Raw genomic sequence first — 16,804 nt, forward strand, 5'->3', positions numbered from 1 at the left:
CGGGGGAACGCGGTCGTTTTTTATATTATTGTTAAAACTTCATGTAAAGAACAGATAGTAGGAAAATCATACTTGAGTTGTGAGTTATCTCGATTTAACCATATCCCTTGCATCCCAGCTGCTGTACTACTAATCGCATCAGTCTCTAATCAATCGCCAATATAATAGCAATCTTTCATTTCAAGGTTCGATTATAATACGGTTCTGTGAAAAATTTCAGGATCTGTTTCGATATACCAAGTTCACTAGAAGTAAATATATATTTGAAAAAAATCTATAATACCATTTCTTTCAGCAGCCTCATAATCAAGTAAAGTTCCATCAATATCAAAGAAAATCATATTACAATCTCCTTAACTACTTAGTGCTTTCTGCAAGTTTATATCCTTTTACAAACAATAGAGTCACATAAGAAACAATAAATGAGAAAATGCTATACATGCCGACCCAAAAGAAAAATTTTGGAGTAAAGGCGATAACACCTATTATTAAAAAACTAGCAAACGTTACAATCGGCATTACGTAATACGTTTTCGTCTTGCGCGTTCCAATAACAGAAACGATAAAGATAAGTAACGGACAAATTAATAAGACGAAAATCAATTCATTCATAGGTATGTCCCCTTTTCTAATTGCAGTAATCTGTTTCTCGTAAACGTTTTGAAAAAATTACTCTCCTAATATAATTTCGCTAAGGGATAACGAATCCCTGTTGAAAACCAGTAATTCATGATGAATTTTACAAGAAAAAACGTAAGCAAGAGAACACTTGCTTACGTTATAGGATAAACATCGCAACGATCGTGGTGACAATTAAACCGATAACAACCGGTAAAAAGTTTCGGCGTGCAAGTTCAAATGGATCGACTTTACAAATCGCAGCAGCAGGAATAAGTGCCCAAGGAATTAACGTCCCGCCCCCGGTCCATATAGCTGCAATTTGCCCGAGTGCTGTTAATGTAGCTGTTCCATGACCAAGTGCTGTTCCAAAAAGATTGGCAATGGAACCAGCAAGTGATATACCTGAAAAACCTGATCCATCTAAGCCGGTAATGACACCCACGATGGTTAATGTCCCTGCCGATACATATTGATTTAAAGGAACAGTTTGAGATAAAGCGATGCCTAAGTCGTTAATGATTCCGTGTGAACCTTTCGGTAAATAGTCTCCGATAATTTTCACAAAGCCACTATCTCCTAAATAAAAGAGTGCAGCGATAGGAATAACTGGTCCGAAAATTTTAAAGCCAAATTGGAGCCCTTCTATGAAATAATCGGTCGTTTTATTCAGTCCATTACCTTTGTAGGCGATGAGAGAAATGATGATAATCATAATAACAGTTGTTCCGCCGATAAGTGCAGTTGCGTCGCTTCCTTGTAGTTGAAATTGAATCATGCAAAGGATATCAATGATATATACGATAGGGATACAAATAGCGAGCCATTTCTTTGTGCGAGGAGATAATGAAGTGAGCGTTTTAGAAGACTCAGTTGATAGAATAGATTCTTGTATAGCTAAGCCTGTATGAAACTCTTTTCGTAAGAAGAAAAAAGCGACGGAAGTTGTCACAACGCCCATAACGATAACGAGTGGAACACTTGCAGATACGACGCTGGAAACAGGGAGACCAGCAGCGTCTGCGGTTAATTTTGGTGCGCCTTGTATAACGAAGTCGCCGGATAAAGCAATCCCATGACCGAATAAGTTCATAGCAATTGCTACTCCAATTGGGGGGAGACCGACACGTACAGCAACCGGTAATAAAATAGCTCCCATTAAGGCGACAGCGGGAGAAGGCCAAAAGAAGAAAGAAATTGTCATCATCAAAAGGCCAATAATCCAGTAGGCGAGGGTAGGGGTACGGATCATCTTTGTAAATGGTGAAATCATTGTATCATTTATACCGGTATGAACGAGTAAATTGCTCATGGATACAATAATAGAAATGATTAATATAGTTGGTAATAGCTCAGTAATGGCGTAAATAAAACTTTGAAAAATGCCGCTAACGGCAAGAGGGATAGAACTTGTAGCAATTAATGCTAATAAAAAGATAAAAACGATACAAATAATTGTAGTATCTTTCCGGAGAATAAAAAAGGTAATAATAGTGAGTAAACAAATAACATAGAGAGCGTGTAATAGCGTTAATTCAACTCCCATAACATTCACATCCTTAGGCAATCGTGTAGTTTATTGTATGAAAGTAGGGAAAGTATGTGAGTATAAGAAACAGAAAAAAAGGTAAAATTTCATGTACTGCAATGGTAAGGATAAAAAATGGATGTTACAATACAATTAATCCTAAAAATGGAATTCGAGGAGGGCTTATGCACAAAAAAATTGGATTTTTGGGATTTATCATATCTTGTAGTCTATTAATCATTTTAAAGCTATTTACAAACAATGAATGGATAAGTATTATACCTGTTTTCGGGTTTGTATTTATACTTTTATATAACTGGGATGGTATGAAACAATACAGTAAAAAGTATGGGAATTATGATAGGTATCATCGTTGTTTGCTCATTGTTCGCAGGGGGTATTTTAATAGAGGATCAGAAACAAATGGAGAAAATGTCTATTTTTCAAGAATGGATGTCTTCGGCAAACGTTCTTTATCTTGTAATTATAGTTGTTATTTTTCTAAGAATTGTTATAAGTATAGCAAGTTACATATTAAAGGAGAAGTAGAATGGGGGAGTACGAATGAGAGAAAAAATAGGATATTATGGTGTGCTAGTTTGTTTACTATTATCAATTATTTCAGGACAATTTCTTAACAGTGAATGGGTACCAGTTATATTATGTATAGGAGTATTGATTTTTGCTCCTATGTATCACTGGAATGAATGGAAAGCATATAGTCGAAAAAAGAAAATGGTTTTCAGTATCGAATTTGTCATTATAATCAGCACAATTCCGTTTTTGTTATGGAAAGGAAATGAGATAATAGATGGAATTGTAATGTTTCAAGGGTGGTTGTTTATTGCGAAAATGCTATATTTAATATGCATTTTAATGTTGGTAGTGGTAGTCGCTAAAATAGTAAACGAAAAGCTATTCGTTAATGAATAAAAGAAAATGCCACCTTATTCGGTGGCATTTCCTCATTTTACTGCATGAGCTTTTTGCATCTTTTTAATTAAACGAATTTGTCCACGATGATTGATTTCATCTTCAAAAACGTGAAACCACTTAAAATAGTTATTTGCTGGTTTGTCATACCAAAAGTCTGTCGTTTTAAATAACCATTCATCAGGTAACGATTGAAAAGTCTCGATTGTTTTGGAACGTACTTCTTGTAATGTATTTATGTAAAATTCTATAGCGTTTCCTTTTATTTTTTCACGCCCAAGATCGCCTAATTCAATGCCAGGTAACCAGCGTTCTAATTCAGCCTCCGTTGGTTCACGGTCTTCAAAAGTATGAATTTGGTAGTAAAATTCAATAGCAGCCATATGATACAATAACATGCCAATTGAATTTGCTTCCTTATCATATAAATAATCAAGTTCTTCAATTGTTAAACTTTCCACTGCTTGCATTGTTGTATAGCGAGCGTAATTCATCATGGAAACAAGCTTTGAAAATTCTACATGTAAACCCTCCAATTTATCAATTACAAAATTCAATTAAAATTCCCCCTCTTTAAATGAATACTCCAGAGAAGGAATTCTATGTGCAAAAAAAGTTTTGTTTAAACCTTCATAATATTAACAAGGGATTATAATTAGTTCTCTATTTGATTTTGTAATAACGTCATAACCATCTTTGGTGATGACAATATCATCTTCGATTCTACAACCGCCCCAGTTCGGTATGTAAATGCCCGGCTCAACTGTAACAACCATACCTTCTTGTAAAGTTGCCTTGCTTTCTTGGGATAAGCGAAGTGGTTCATGTATTTCTAACCCAAGACCGTGCCCGGTAGAGTGGCCAAAGTATTGACCGTATCCATGTTCTGTAATGTAATTCCTCGTTATATCATCGATACTTTTCGCAGTTTCTCCAGGCTTAATTGCTTCAGTCCCACGCTTTAACGCTTCTCGTACAACATTGTATATTTTTTGGAATTCTTCCGATGGTTCCCCGATTGCTACGGTACGTGTTATATCGGAACAATATCCGTCGTAAAGTGCACCGAAGTCTAATGTAACGATATCGCCTCGTTCGATTATTTTATTTGATGCAACTCCATGGGGAAGTGAAGAACGAACGCCTGAGGCTACAATGATTTGGAATGAAGAAGATGTGGCTCCTTTTTTTCGCATGAAAAATTCTAACTCATCTCGAACGTCAGTCTCGCTTATTCCAGGCTTTAGAAATGTAACAATATGGTGAAATGCTTCGTCAGCGATCGTAGCTGCGATTTTCATTGTTTCTATTTCAGATGTGTCTTTAATAAGTCGAATATCTTCAATAATCTCACACACTGGAACCATTTCTGTATGTATATATTTTTGTAGTTTCTTAAATTGTTGCAAAGTCATATTATTGTCTTCTATACCAAGTTTTTGAATTTTTAATTTTGATACTTGATTTGCAACTTCTTCTTCTAAATTTCCTTTATGCATAATAATTTCTGCTGCTTTTATTTCCGTTTTTGCTTGATCTATGTAACGGAAATCAGTAATGAAAATAGCTTTATGCGCAGCGATTAAGACAACGCCTGCGCTACCTGTAAAGTTTGTTGCGTATTGACGGTTTTCTTTTTTTGTAATAAGTAACCCGTCGATTCCGTAATTATGTAGTTGTTTTTGGATGTTAGTTATTCTTACATTCATTTTAATTCCTCCTTTTTACATTAATAAAGCAAGAATTGTGCCAGTATATTTATTTAGAATAAAAGAGAAGAGGGTAGCTGTGTGTCAAAAAAATTAGACGAATGTAAAATAAATATATATAAAATTTTTACAGTAAGTTTTTATGTGACTGAACAATAATATAAACTCGCAAACGAAAATCTTTTTAATTTAAATATTATATTTTTTGTATAAATGGATTAATTTAATTGGTATAATAAGGGATTGTTACGTTTTTTATAGGTAAAGAGATGTAACGAAAAAAACTGGGTTAAGGAATGTGAGTGTATGAAGAAATTAAGTAAAGTAATGTCATTTTGTTTGCCGCTAGTATGCTTGTTATAACGGGGTGTGAAACAAGTGAACACAAAGTTCAAGTAAATGAAACGATTGAACAGCTTGATGAAGCGCCAGAAGTGACAGAAAAAGAAGCGAAAAAGATTGTAAGAAAGAGTGTAGATGGAATAGCAAATGCGTTTAGTGAGATGGAAAAAGAAAATGGATGGAGCCGAAATAATCCTGGGGATTTAGAGACAGCTAAAAAAGGAGTTAAAGGATTGGTTTCAGAAAAGTTTGTAGAGAATCAGCTTCCTGAATTGCTTGCTAACTTTAATAGATCGAGAGAGACTGATATGTTACCATTCCCAAATTATTTTCAAACTGAAATAAGATTTTCTTCTTCACAAGATAAAGAAAATTTAACGGTACATACATTAAGTTTAGAAGATGAAATAGGTCATGCGGCCCAAGATTGGGAATTTCATTTGGTGTATAAAGAAGGGGGATGGTTAATGGATAAATGGTCATTCGTTTTTCCTGAAGATTTAAAACTTACAAAAGAAGAAGCAAATAGAATTTTAAAAATGCCAGACGATAAGAATGTGTCATTTGTAAGTGAAGAAAATAGTGGCGATAAGAAATACATATTCAAAGATAGTAACGGATTAATTACTGTAAATGCGAAAACATCTCTTATTTCATACAATGTAGATAAAAATAGGTATGAAAAGGTAACGAAAGAAAGAAATATTCAAGAAACAGAACAAGTACAGAGAAAGGATTCGAGTGCGTATACAGGCTCAAAAGAAGAGAAACAATCGCAAAAAGAATCTTCTTCAAAGATAGATAGAGCAAATGTTTTAAGTGAATTAGCTGCTATAGATAAACAAGAAAAACATACGAATGCTATGTCAACCAATGATATAGTAAATGAAATAGAAGGAAATTATGAACTGTGGGATAATAAACTAAATGAAATTTACAGTACATTAAAAAGTACGATGTCACCTGATGCGTTTCAGTCGTTAAAAACGAAACAAATTGCGTGGGTTAAAGAAAAAGAAAGTAAAGTTAAAGCAATTGGTACTGATACAAATAACGGAACGATGAGGCGTATAGAAGCTTCAGAAGAGAAATATAAGATGACAAAAGCAAGATGTTATGAATTAGTAAATGGGTATATGAACTAGTGTGAACGAATATAAAAAATGCGTTGCTTATAAGCAACGCATTTTTGTATTTACGCTTTTAATTTCATTACAATATCAGCATCTGGTGTTACATATACGGTTTGCTGATTGTCGTACGTAACAAAACCAAGTTTTGCACCACTCGGTTTTTTGACATGGCGTATTTTGGTGAAATCAACAGGTACAGAGCTAGACTCTTTCGCTTTACTGTAATAGGCAGCAATTTTGGCAGCTTCTAGTAAAGTTTCTTCAGCAGGCTCTAAAGAACGAATGACAACGTGAGAGCCAGGTATGTCTTTCGTATGTAACCAAATTTCATCACGGCGGGCAAACTTCGTTGTTAAATAATCATTTTGTTTATTGTTTTTACCAACGAAAATCTCTGTGCCATCACTTGCTACATATTTATCTAATACTGGTTTAGTAGGCTTTTTCTTTGCGTTTTTCGTTTTGCGATTGCGCACATAACCTTCTTCAGCTAATTCCTCACGAATTTCTTCAATATCTTTTGAAGAAGCAGCTTCCATTTGTTGAAGTAAGCTATCAAAATAAAGAATTTCTTCATTTGTTTTTTCGATTTGTTCTTCTACAACAGCAACCGAATTTTTTGCTTTTTGATACTTTTGGAAATAGCGTTGTGCATTTTCAGATGGTGTTTTTAAAGGATCTAATGTGATTTTTACAGTTCCACCATCCTCATCGTAATAATTAACGACCTCAATATCTTTATCGCCCTTTTTTAAAGCGTACATATTGGCTGTAAGTAGCTCTCCAAATAGTTGATATTTATCTGCTTTTTCAGCATCTTGCAGTGTTTTTTCGAGTTTAATGAGTTTTTTCTCGTTTTTATTTTTTTCGTTTTGCATAAAGCGTTCTAAATCATGAGCTTGTTGTTTTACACGATCACGTTCTGCTTTGCCAAAGAAGAAACGATCTAACAATTCGCTTACTGATGAGAATGTTTTTTCTTCTCCTTGCAAGTGTGTAAGAGGGAAAAGATAAAAGAATTCTTTTCCATTTGCAGTAATCATTGTAGGTGTATATGCATGAGATAGTAATGGTGTTTGTATAGAGAAAAATGCTTCTGATAATGCTTTCTCGTTTACCATACCGGCTTTCTTTACTACTTCTTTTGCAAATAATGGGGATATTCCCATGAAAGCACCGACGAGTTGTTTATCCATATTTCCAGATAGAAAGTCTAGCGGTCTAATAAAATCATCTGCGGTTTCAATTTGCAGAGGATTGATTTTATGTTGGGCTGGTGGCGCGACGTACTCAGCACCAGCATATACAGTTCGGTGACGGTTTACGGCTAATGAAACGTGTTTTAAGCTATCTAAAATCACGTTTGTTTTCGTATCTAATAAGATAATGTTACTATGTCGTCCCATTATTTCAATTACTAATGTTTTTAATGATTCGTCTCCGATTTCATTACGACTGCGAACTGTAATTTGAATAATGCGTTCTAAGTCGATTTGTTCAATTTTTTCAATAAATCCACCTTCTAAATGTTTGCGAAGAAGCATACAGAACATCGGCGGTATTGCTGGCGAATCGTAGTTTTGATTCGTTAAGTGCATACGAGCATATGTAGGATGAGATGAAAGAATTAGTTTTTGGTTCTTTCCATTCGCTCGAATATGTAATAAAATCTCGTATTTTGAAGGTTGATATATTTTGGAAATTCTTCCTGTGTAAAGAGAATTTTCAATTTCATGTGTAATCGCTCTTGTAAATAATCCATCGAATGCCATAAATGAACACTCCTTTCTAACTAAATGTTAATTATAGCATTTTTTTGGACGAGGCTGAATAAGCTTTCAATAGAGTATGTCTGGAATCAGGAGGTCGATAGCAGGATGAACTGGTATGGAATGCGAGCACATGAAGTGGAAGAAAGAACGAATACGAATGTAAAGGTTGGACTTACAGAGAAAGAAGCAGAAGGGCGAGTAAAGAAATTTGGTACTAATGAATTAGAAGAAGCAAAAAGGCCTTCTGCACTAATGGTATTTTTAGCACAGTTTAAAGATTTCATGGTACTCGTTTTGTTTGGAGCAACAATTGTTTCTGCGTTTTTAGGTGAATACATTGATTCTATTGCTATTGTTGCCATTGTTATTATCAACGGTATTCTCGGCTTTTTTCAAGAAAGAAAAGCTGAAAAATCATTGGAAGCTTTAAAGGAACTAGCTGCCCCGCAAGTTACTGTAATGCGGAATGGAAAGTGGGTAAAAGCACCATCTAAAGCACTTGTTTTAGGTGATATTATTAAGTTTTCCAGTGGTGATCGTATTGGGGCTGATGTGCGTCTTGTTGAGGCATCAAGTTTATATATTGAAGAGTCTGCTTTGACAGGGGAGTCCGTACCTGTACAAAAGAAGGTAGAAGCACTGCAAGGGCAAGATGTTGCAATTGGGGATCAAAAAAATATGGCTTTTATGGGGACAATGATTACGCGAGGATCTGGTACAGGAGTCGTTGTAGCAACTGGTATGAATACAGCGATGGGGCAAATTGCAAATATGTTGCAAAATGCAGAGCAAATGGAAACGCCACTGCAAAGAAGGTTAGAACAGCTCGGAAAAATATTAATTATTGTAGCTCTTATTTTGACAGCGCTCGTTGTATTGGCTGGTGTGTATCAAGGGAATGAAGTATATCATATGTTTTTAGCTGGCGTATCGCTAGCTGTTGCGGCTATTCCAGAAGGATTGCCAGCAATTGTTACAGTAGCTTTATCACTTGGTGTACAGCGTATGATAAAAAAGAGAGCAATTGTAAGGAAGTTACCGGCCGTAGAAACGTTAGGCTGCGCTTCTGTTATATGCTCTGATAAAACGGGAACAATGACACAAAACAAAATGATGGTAACACATATGTGGTCAGGCGGAGAATTGTGGAAAGTGACAGGGCAAGGATATGAACCTAATGGCTCTTTTATGAAAGGTGAAAAAGAAGTGAATCCAGCTAAGACAAAATCACTTTATCAGCTACTTACATTTGGTTCACTATGTAACAATGCAAATATTATTCAAAAGAAAAAGGCGTACGTATTAGATGGGGATCCAACAGAGGGAGCGCTTGTAGCTGCAGCAATGAAAGCTGGGATAACACGTGAGGCATTGAAAGGGAAATTTGAAATTATTCGTGAATTTCCATTTGATTCAACTCGAAAAATGATGAGTGTTATTGTACGAGATCGAGAGGGGAAAAAGTTTATTGTTACGAAAGGAGCACCGGATGTTCTTTTGCAAATGAGTCAAACAATCTTATGGGGGGATAAGCAGCAGCCGTTAAGTGAGCTATATAGAAAAGAAGTACAGGCGGCTATTCATAGCTTAGGTAGTCAAGCGCTTCGAACAATTGCAGTTGCGTTTAAACCTTTAAAAGTCACGGATTCTATTGAACATGAAAGAGACGTTGAAAAAGATTTTATGTTGGTTGGGATACAAGGTATGATTGACCCGCCAAGGCCAGAAGTCGCGCAGGCGGTAAAAGAGTGTAAAGAAGCTGGTATTCGAACAGTAATGATTACAGGTGATCATAAAGTGACAGCAATGGCGATTGCTGAACAATTAGGAGTTTTACCACCAGATGGACGCGTTGTTGAAGGAGTAGAACTCGCGAATATGGATGTGGAGGAATTAGAAAATGTTGTAGAAGATACGTATGTATTCGCTCGTGTATCACCTGAGCATAAATTGAAAATTGTTAAAGCATTGCAAAATCAAGGACATATAGTAGCGATGACAGGTGATGGAGTGAACGATGCTCCAGCTATAAAAACAGCGGATATTGGGATAGCGATGGGGATTACAGGGACAGATGTTGCAAAAGAAGCCTCTTCACTTGTTTTACTAGATGATAATTTTGCTACAATTAAGTCAGCGATTAAAGAAGGAAGAAATATATACGAGAACATACGTAAGTTCATTCGCTACTTATTGGCGTCAAATGTTGGAGAAATTTTAGTTATGTTATTTGCGATGTTACTTGCATTACCACTGCCGATGGTTCCTATTCAAATTTTATGGGTGAACTTAGTTACTGATGGTTTACCAGCGATGGCATTAGGTTTGGATAAGGCTGAAGGAGATGTGATGAAGAGAACACCGCGTCACCCGAAAGAAGGGGTATTCGCTAGAGGGCTTGCGTGGAAAATAATAAGTCGAGGGTTTTTAATTGGAGCAGTGACGTTAGTGGCGTTTATTATTGCGTATAACCAACATCCAAATGAACTGAAATATGCACAAACTGTAGCGTTCGCGACGTTGGTACTTGCACAGCTTATTCATGTATTTGATTGTCGTAGTGAGCATTCTGTCTTTCACCGTAATCCATTTGGGAACGTGTATTTAGTAGGGGCGGTTATTATTTCGTTACTACTTATGCTAGTGGTTATATATTATCCACCGTTACAACCGATCTTTAGCACAATGCCGATACAAGCAAGAGATTGGTTATTAATTGGAGGTTTGTCATCAATTCCGACTTTCTTACTAGTAGGTTCTTTATTAACAGGGAAAAAGGCTAAGAAGAAAAAGCCGATGTTATATAAGAAGGGATTAAACTTGAAATAGTCAATGTTATGAAAATGTGATATAATTTACAGAAGGTAGTAGAGCCTTGTCTCTATTACCTTTTTCATTGAGTTATTTTATGGCTTGGATGTGATAAAAATGATTTCTAGTATGACAGGGTTTGGAAGATCGAAAGTAGAAAGTGATACTTTTCAAATTACAGTAGAAATGAAATCGGTGAACCACCGTTTTTTAGAGATGAGTATTCGACTTCCTAAGCAAATGATGGTATTTGAGGACAAAATTCGTAAAATAATTGCACAGCAAGTTCGACGTGGGCGCATCGAAGTGTCTATTAGTATAGCAGGTGAAGGACTTGTTGAAAGAAAATTAAGTGTGAATTGGTCACTTCTTGAGCAGTACCAATCGATGATGGAAGATATAAAAGGGAAATTTCAATTACAAGATTCTATTACACTCGAACAATTAATGGCAATGCCAGAAGTAACAGCAATTGAAGAAATAGAAAATGTAAATGAACATTTTGAGAACAGTTTATATGAGGCTGTTCGTCAAGCTGCTCATATGTTGAAAACGATGAGAGATGGCGAAGGAGAACGATTACATAAAGATATAGCGTATCGTTTACAAGAGATTAGCAATTGTGTAAATGCGATTATTCCACATGCACCAATTGTTACACAAAAATATCGTGAACGATTAGAAAATCGCTTAAAAGAATTACATAATCAAGATCTAGATGAACAAAGATTGCTAACAGAAGTCGCAATCTTTGCAGAGCGTTGTGATATTCATGAAGAGTTAGTTCGTTTGCAAAGTCATTTAGAGCAATTTCGTGAAACATTGCAGATTGAAGAGCCTGTTGGAAGGAAAATGGATTTCATCGTGCAAGAGATGCATAGAGAAATTAATACGATTGGTTCTAAGGCAAATGACTTAACAATTTCAAAATATGTTGTAGAAATGAAAAATAACCTTGAAAAAATTCGTGAACAAGTACAAAATATTGAGTAGCTTTCAAAAAATATATAAAGTTATACGTGGTGGAGAAATCGGATAGACTTACTAGGAGGCGCAAACTATGGCCATGCGGTTTTTAAATATTGGATACGGAAATATTGTATCTGCTCATCGAATTATTGCTATTGTAAGTCCGGAGTCAGCTCCTATTAAACGAACAGTACAAGAAGCACGCGAACATAATGCTTTGCTTGATGCTACGTATGGGAGAAAAACAAGGGCGGTTATTGTTATGGATGATGGGCATGTTGTATTAAGTCCAATTCAACCAGAGACGATTGCACATCGTTTGAATAATAAAGAAGATTTAAGTGAGGAAGGGTAGGTTTTACATATTTATGAGAAGTAGAAGAGGATTGCTCATCGTTCTTTCAGGGCCTTCTGGGGTTGGAAAAGGGACGGTTCGTAAAGAGCTGTTTAGCCATGAGGATACACGTTTTCAGTACTCTATTTCAGTAACGACACGTAAGCCGCGTGAAGGTGAAGTAGATGGTGTGGATTATTTCTTTAAAGAAAGAGAAGAATTCGAGGAAATGATTCGTAATGAAAAATTACTTGAGTGGGCTGAGTTCGTAGGTAATTATTACGGAACACCGATTGACTATGTTGAAAAAACATTACAAGAAGGAAAAGATGTATTCTTAGAAATTGAAGTGCAAGGAGCAATTCAAGTTAAGAAAGCTTTCCCAGAAGGTGTATTTATTTTCTTAGCACCTCCAAGTTTATCTGAACTAAAGAGCCGTATTGTCGGACGTGGTACAGAGACTGAAGATGTTATTGAAAATCGTTTAACTGTAGCGAAAGAAGAAATCGAGATGATGGACGCTTACGACTATGTAGTAGAAAACGATCAAGTTGAATTAGCTTGTGATAGAATTAAAGCAATTGTGGTTGGCGAACATTGCCGCCGCGAAAGGGTAGCAAAATATTATAAAGAAATGACGGAGGGTCTATAATTATGTTAAATCCATCAATTGACTCATTACTACAAAAAATCGATTCTAAGTACACTTTAGTAACAGTGGCTGCAAAACGCGCACGTGAAATGCAACTTGCTAATAACTGTGTTGTAGAAAAACCTGTTTCTCATAAATGTGTAGGTAAAGCATTAGAAGAAATCGATGCAGAAGCATTAAGCTACGTACCAAGTGAAGATAAAGTAGCTGAATAAGCCTTTGCCTTCGACAAAATAAAACATAGACTTTATAATTTTCTATGTAACGGTAACAACCTATTTACAAGTAGGTTGTTATTTTTTTACGAAAGGAATGAAATATCGGTACTGACGAGCTGAGAATTCTATTTCAGTATTATAAGTTTGAAAAAGAAAGAGGACGAGTCATATGCTAAAAGGGAAAAAGATACTTTTATGTGTAACAGGAGGCATTGCGGTTTTTAAAGCAGCTGCGTTAACGAGTAAATTGACACAATCTGGCGCAATTGTCAAAGTAATGATGAGTGAGTCGGCAATGAAGTTTGTTACGCCTCTTACATTCCAAGCGCTTTCTCGCCATGATGTATATACGGATACATTCGATGAGAAAGACTCAGCTGTTATTGCTCATATTGATTTAGCAGATTGGGCGGATGTTGTACTTGTCGCACCTGCTACTGCCAATTGTATTGGAAAGTTAGCTGGTGGTATTGCAGATGATATGATTACAACTACTTTGTTAGCTACTACAGCTCCGGTATGGATTGCGCCTGCTATGAATGTGCATATGTATGAAAATAAAATAGTTCAAAAAAATATGATGACATTGAAAACGCTAGGATATACATTTATTGAGCCTGGGGAAGGCTTTTTAGCATGTGGATATGTAGCGAAGGGACGACTAGAAGAACCTGAAGCAATTATTGCACGGTTAGAGGAAGCTTTCTCAGAACACAAACCATTGCAGGGAAAAAGAATATTAATAACTGCTGGCCCAACACGTGAAAAGGTTGATCCAGTTCGTTTTATGACGAATTTTTCTTCTGGGAAAATGGGGTATGCGATTGCGGAAGTGGCAGCGAATTTAGGCGCTGATGTTATACTCGTTTCAGGACCGACAGCATTAAATCCACCGTTACATGTAACGACAGTGCAAGTGGAATCTGCACAAGATATGTTAGAAGCAGTTCTTCAACATTATCAAAACGTAGACGTTGTCATTAAAACAGCAGCAGTTGCAGATTATCGTCCGAAATATGTGCATGAGAATAAAATGAAAAAGCAAAATGGTGATGCTGTCATTGAACTTGAAAGAACGGTGGATATTTTAAAAACATTAGGTCAGAAAAAGGATAAACAGTTACTTATCGGTTTTGCTGCTGAAACGACAAATGTAGAGGAATATGCAACGAAAAAACTACGTGAGAAAAATGCAGATATGATTGTCGCGAATGATGTAAAAGCGCAAGGAGCTGGATTTGGCACGGATACGAATATTGTAACAATGTATAGAAAAGATGGAAAAGTTATTGAGTTGCCACTTTTAATGAAAAAAGAGGTAGCTCGTGAAATATTGAAGCAAATTGAAATGATGTTAGAAGATGATCGTTTATGAAATTTGCAAGTGTAATTGTTGATGTACCTGCCCGTCAGACAGATCGACCATTTGATTACATTATTCCTAAAAAATGGGAAGATATTGTACAGACAGGAATGCGTGTAGTAGTTCCGTTTGGGCCAAGAAAATTGCAAGGTTTTATTATTGGGATTAAAGATTCGGTGGATGTAGAAAGTAAGAAGTTAAAGACAATCCATGAAATATTAGATGTAACACCGGTTTTAAATGATGAATTATTAAAGCTTGGATATTGGCTTACAAGTGAAACGTTATGCTACATGATTTCAGCTTTTCAAGTGATGCTTCCAACTGCGATAAAAGCAACGTATAAAAAACGTCTACAACTTTGTAAACAGGAAGAAATAGCACCTGAAATACTATATTTATTTCAGGATAAAGAAGCAATTGATTTTGAAGTAATCGAGCAACAGCCACATTTATACCGAACTATTCAACAAGAAATTAAAAATGGTACGGTTGAAGTCGTTTATCAGGTGAAAGATAAAGTACAAAAGAAGAAGCAAAGAGTGGTTCAGCCGGAGTTGCCAGAAGATAAATTGGAATTAGCGGCATTTGAACTGAAAAGTAAAAAACAACAAGATGTACTGTATTATTTTGTGGAAAATTATAAAAGTACACCGTTGAAAGTAATTACAGAAGAGTTACAAATAACAGATGCTCCAATAAAAGCACTTGTTAAAAAGGGATTCATTTCAGAAAAGTATGTGGAAGTATACCGAAATCCGTATGACGATGATGATTTTGAACAAACAAAACCATTTCCACTTACGGAGGAACAAAAACAAGTTATTACACCGATTTTATCATCAATTACAAATGAAACTTATAATCCATTTTTACTATATGGTGTTACAGGAAGTGGAAAGACAGAAGTATATTTACAATCTATAGCAGCAGTGCTCAAGAAAGGAAAAGAAGCTATCGTTCTTGTTCCTGAAATTGCACTAACGCCCCAAATGGTGGATCGTTTTAAAGGTAGGTTTGGCTCGCAAGTTGCAGTTCTTCATAGTGCGTTGTCTGTTGGAGAAAAGTATGACGAGTGGCGTAAGATTTTAAGAAAAGAAGTGAAAGTTGTAGTTGGTGCGCGTTCAGCTGTTTTTGCGCCTTTTGAGAATTTAGGGATTATTATTATTGATGAAGAGCATGAATCAAGTTACAAACAAGAAGATAATCCGAGGTATCATGCAAGAGATGTAGCTGTCTGGAGAGGACAATATCATAAATGTCCTATCGTTCTTGGTAGTGCGACACCAACACTTGAATCGTTTGCAAGGGCGAAAAAAGGTGTTTATGAACTATTAACAATGGAAAAACGTATGAATGAACAAGCTTTACCAACGGTAGAGATTGTTGACATGCGAGAAGAACTTCGTGACGGGAATCGATCAATGTTTTCTAAGGCGCTGCATGAAAAAATAGCAGATCGATTAGAAAAGAAAGAACAAATGGTACTCTTTTTAAATAGAAGAGGTCATTCTACATTTGTTATGTGCCGTGATTGTGGGTATGTTGTCCAATGTCCGCATTGTGATATTTCATTGACATATCATAAAATGAATCATCGTTTAAAATGTCATTATTGTAGTTACGAAGAGAATATGCCAACTGAGTGTCCAGCTTGTCAAAGTACATACATTCGTTTCTTTGGTACAGGTACACAAAAGGTAGAAGAAGAAATTACAAAACTATTTCCAGAGGCGCGAGTCATTCGAATGGATGTAGATACGACAAGTCGAAAAGGAATGCATGAAAAATTATTAAAGGCGTTTGGGGAAGAAAAAGCAGATATATTACTTGGAACACAAATGATTGCTAAAGGATTAGATTTTCCGAAAGTAACGCTCGTTGGGGTTTTAACTGCAGATACGATGCTTCACTTACCTGATTTTCGGGCGAGTGAAAAGACATATCAGTTATTGACGCAAGTAAGTGGACGAGCGGGTAGACATGAATTGCCAGGGGAAGTTGTGATTCAAACGTATACGCCAGAACATTACAGTATAGAGTTAGCGAAGAACCAACAATATGATGTGTTTTTTGACCAAGAAATGCAAATGAGACGAACAAGACAATATCCCCCATATTACTATGTTGTACTCGTAACTGTATCTCATCCAGAATTATTAAAAGCGGTACAAGTGACGGAAAAAATTGCCTCGTATTTACGAACGCATTGCTCACAGCAAACAATGGTGCTAGGACCAGTTGCTTCAGCGATTCCAAGGATAAAAGATAGATATCGTTATCAATGCATGATAAAATACAAACGGGAACCAAACTTAAAGAACGTGCTCAAAATGGTAAATGAACATTATCAAGCAGAAATGCAAAAAGAGCTACAAATCTCAATTGATTTTAATCCAACAATGTTAATGTAGCGGAGGGA

General features: G+C 35.9%; 13 protein-coding genes and 3 pseudogenes. 10 read left to right on the plus strand and 6 right to left on the minus strand.

Annotated elements, in window-relative coordinates; all coding sequences use genetic code 11:
- Window positions 1-20 precede the first annotated feature (20 nt).
- From ACTFO4_RS05020 to ACTFO4_RS05030, 3 genes and pseudogenes are all read right to left on the minus strand, one after another.
- Window positions 21-271 (minus strand): annotated as a pseudogene (locus ACTFO4_RS05020) (HAD family hydrolase); the annotation flags it as partial.
- Between the two features lie 86 nt (window positions 272-357).
- Entirely contained in the window at window positions 358-612 is a 255-nt protein-coding gene (locus ACTFO4_RS05025; protein ID WP_001003935.1) for a YbeF family protein, read from the minus strand.
- 166 nt (window positions 613-778) lie between these two features.
- Complete coding sequence (locus ACTFO4_RS05030; protein WP_377901217.1) at window positions 779-2,164, minus strand: hypothetical protein; 1,386 nt, start codon at window positions 2,162-2,164, stop codon at window positions 779-781.
- A 167-nt stretch (window positions 2,165-2,331) separates the two neighbouring features.
- On the opposite strand from ACTFO4_RS05030, the pseudogene ACTFO4_RS05035 reads away from it, so the two are divergent.
- Window positions 2,332-2,695: pseudogene (locus ACTFO4_RS05035) on the plus strand (YoqO family protein).
- Window positions 2,696-2,710: 15 nt separating this feature from the next.
- Window positions 2,711-3,079 carry a YoqO family protein gene (locus ACTFO4_RS05040; RefSeq protein WP_440013072.1) on the plus strand — a complete coding sequence of 123 codons (369 nt, stop codon included), beginning with the start codon at window positions 2,711-2,713 and terminating at the stop codon, window positions 3,077-3,079.
- A 32-nt stretch (window positions 3,080-3,111) separates the two neighbouring features.
- Here the strand turns inward: ACTFO4_RS05040 and ACTFO4_RS05045 are convergent, their stop codons facing one another.
- Both ACTFO4_RS05045 and ACTFO4_RS05050 read right to left on the minus strand, forming a co-directional pair.
- Complete coding sequence (locus tag ACTFO4_RS05045) at window positions 3,112-3,636, minus strand: DinB family protein (protein ID WP_001012056.1); 525 nt, start codon at window positions 3,634-3,636, stop codon at window positions 3,112-3,114.
- 81 nt (window positions 3,637-3,717) lie between these two features.
- The gene (locus ACTFO4_RS05050) at window positions 3,718-4,788 is read right to left on the minus strand and encodes a M24 family metallopeptidase (protein WP_440013070.1); all 1,071 of its coding nucleotides are present in this window, start codon (window positions 4,786-4,788) and stop codon (window positions 3,718-3,720) included.
- Between the two features lie 306 nt (window positions 4,789-5,094).
- On the opposite strand from ACTFO4_RS05050, the pseudogene ACTFO4_RS05055 reads away from it, so the two are divergent.
- A pseudogene (locus tag ACTFO4_RS05055) lies at window positions 5,095-6,275 on the plus strand (lysozyme inhibitor LprI family protein).
- 50 nt (window positions 6,276-6,325) lie between these two features.
- Here ACTFO4_RS05055 and ACTFO4_RS05060 read toward each other — a convergent pair.
- Window positions 6,326-8,035, minus strand: a complete 1,710-nt coding sequence (locus tag ACTFO4_RS05060; RefSeq protein WP_440013069.1) for an Rqc2 family fibronectin-binding protein — start codon at window positions 8,033-8,035, stop codon at window positions 6,326-6,328.
- A 105-nt stretch (window positions 8,036-8,140) separates the two neighbouring features.
- Here ACTFO4_RS05060 and ACTFO4_RS05065 point away from each other — a divergent pair, with 105 nt between their 5' ends.
- From ACTFO4_RS05065 to priA, 7 genes are all read left to right on the plus strand, one after another.
- Window positions 8,141-10,864: a calcium-translocating P-type ATPase, SERCA-type gene (locus ACTFO4_RS05065; protein WP_001104778.1), complete on the plus strand. Its 2,724-nt coding sequence runs from the start codon at window positions 8,141-8,143 to the stop codon at window positions 10,862-10,864.
- Between the two features lie 99 nt (window positions 10,865-10,963).
- A complete protein-coding gene (locus tag ACTFO4_RS05070) occupies window positions 10,964-11,839 on the plus strand; it encodes a YicC/YloC family endoribonuclease (RefSeq protein WP_000625866.1) in 876 nt (291 codons plus the stop codon).
- Between the two features lie 67 nt (window positions 11,840-11,906).
- Window positions 11,907-12,170 carry an extracellular matrix/biofilm regulator RemA gene (gene remA, locus ACTFO4_RS05075; RefSeq protein ID WP_001251456.1) on the plus strand — a complete coding sequence of 88 codons (264 nt, stop codon included), beginning with the start codon at window positions 11,907-11,909 and terminating at the stop codon, window positions 12,168-12,170.
- Window positions 12,171-12,183: 13 nt separating this feature from the next.
- Window positions 12,184-12,801 carry a guanylate kinase gene (gene gmk / locus ACTFO4_RS05080; RefSeq protein WP_001257741.1) on the plus strand — a complete coding sequence of 206 codons (618 nt, stop codon included), beginning with the start codon at window positions 12,184-12,186 and terminating at the stop codon, window positions 12,799-12,801.
- Window positions 12,802-12,803: 2 nt separating this feature from the next.
- A complete protein-coding gene (gene rpoZ, locus ACTFO4_RS05085) occupies window positions 12,804-13,016 on the plus strand; it encodes a DNA-directed RNA polymerase subunit omega (RefSeq protein ID WP_000933960.1) in 213 nt (70 codons plus the stop codon).
- Window positions 13,017-13,188: 172 nt separating this feature from the next.
- On the plus strand, window positions 13,189-14,394 hold the full coding sequence (coaBC, locus tag ACTFO4_RS05090) for a bifunctional phosphopantothenoylcysteine decarboxylase/phosphopantothenate--cysteine ligase CoaBC (RefSeq protein WP_000911750.1): 1,206 nt from the start codon (window positions 13,189-13,191) through the stop codon (window positions 14,392-14,394).
- Window positions 14,391-16,796, plus strand: coding sequence for a primosomal protein N' (gene priA, locus ACTFO4_RS05095; RefSeq protein WP_000666720.1), 2,406 nt, complete (start codon window positions 14,391-14,393; stop codon window positions 16,794-16,796). The genes coaBC and priA overlap by 4 nt, the downstream gene beginning before the upstream one ends.
- The last annotated feature ends 8 nt before the right edge of the window (window positions 16,797-16,804 follow it).

The sequence above is a fragment of the Bacillus cereus group sp. MYBKT14-1 genome (assembly GCF_051915185.1).
Taxonomy (GTDB): Bacteria; Bacillota; Bacilli; order Bacillales; family Bacillaceae_G; genus Bacillus_A; species Bacillus_A cereus.

What these genes read in the sequence shown, in the direction of transcription:
- ACTFO4_RS05025 (WP_001003935.1), bottom strand. Translation starts at nt 612, where the DNA reads ATGAATGAATTGATTTTCGTCTTATTAATTTGTCCGTTACTTATCTTT.
- ACTFO4_RS05030 (WP_377901217.1), bottom strand. Translation starts at nt 2,164, where the DNA reads ATGGGAGTTGAATTAACGCTATTACACGCTCTCTATGTTATTTGTTTA.
- ACTFO4_RS05040 (WP_440013072.1), top strand. Translation starts at nt 2,711, where the DNA reads ATGAGAGAAAAAATAGGATATTATGGTGTGCTAGTTTGTTTACTATTA.
- ACTFO4_RS05050 (WP_440013070.1), bottom strand. Translation starts at nt 4,788, where the DNA reads ATGAATGTAAGAATAACTAACATCCAAAAACAACTACATAATTACGGA.
- ACTFO4_RS05060 (WP_440013069.1), bottom strand. Translation starts at nt 8,035, where the DNA reads ATGGCATTCGATGGATTATTTACAAGAGCGATTACACATGAAATTGAA.
- ACTFO4_RS05065 (WP_001104778.1), top strand. Translation starts at nt 8,141, where the DNA reads ATGAACTGGTATGGAATGCGAGCACATGAAGTGGAAGAAAGAACGAAT.
- ACTFO4_RS05070 (WP_000625866.1), top strand. Translation starts at nt 10,964, where the DNA reads ATGATTTCTAGTATGACAGGGTTTGGAAGATCGAAAGTAGAAAGTGAT.
- remA (WP_001251456.1), top strand. Translation starts at nt 11,907, where the DNA reads ATGGCCATGCGGTTTTTAAATATTGGATACGGAAATATTGTATCTGCT.
- gmk (WP_001257741.1), top strand. Translation starts at nt 12,184, where the DNA reads ATGAGAAGTAGAAGAGGATTGCTCATCGTTCTTTCAGGGCCTTCTGGG.
- rpoZ (WP_000933960.1), top strand. Translation starts at nt 12,804, where the DNA reads ATGTTAAATCCATCAATTGACTCATTACTACAAAAAATCGATTCTAAG.
- coaBC (WP_000911750.1), top strand. Translation starts at nt 13,189, where the DNA reads ATGCTAAAAGGGAAAAAGATACTTTTATGTGTAACAGGAGGCATTGCG.
- priA (WP_000666720.1), top strand. Translation starts at nt 14,391, where the DNA reads ATGAAATTTGCAAGTGTAATTGTTGATGTACCTGCCCGTCAGACAGAT.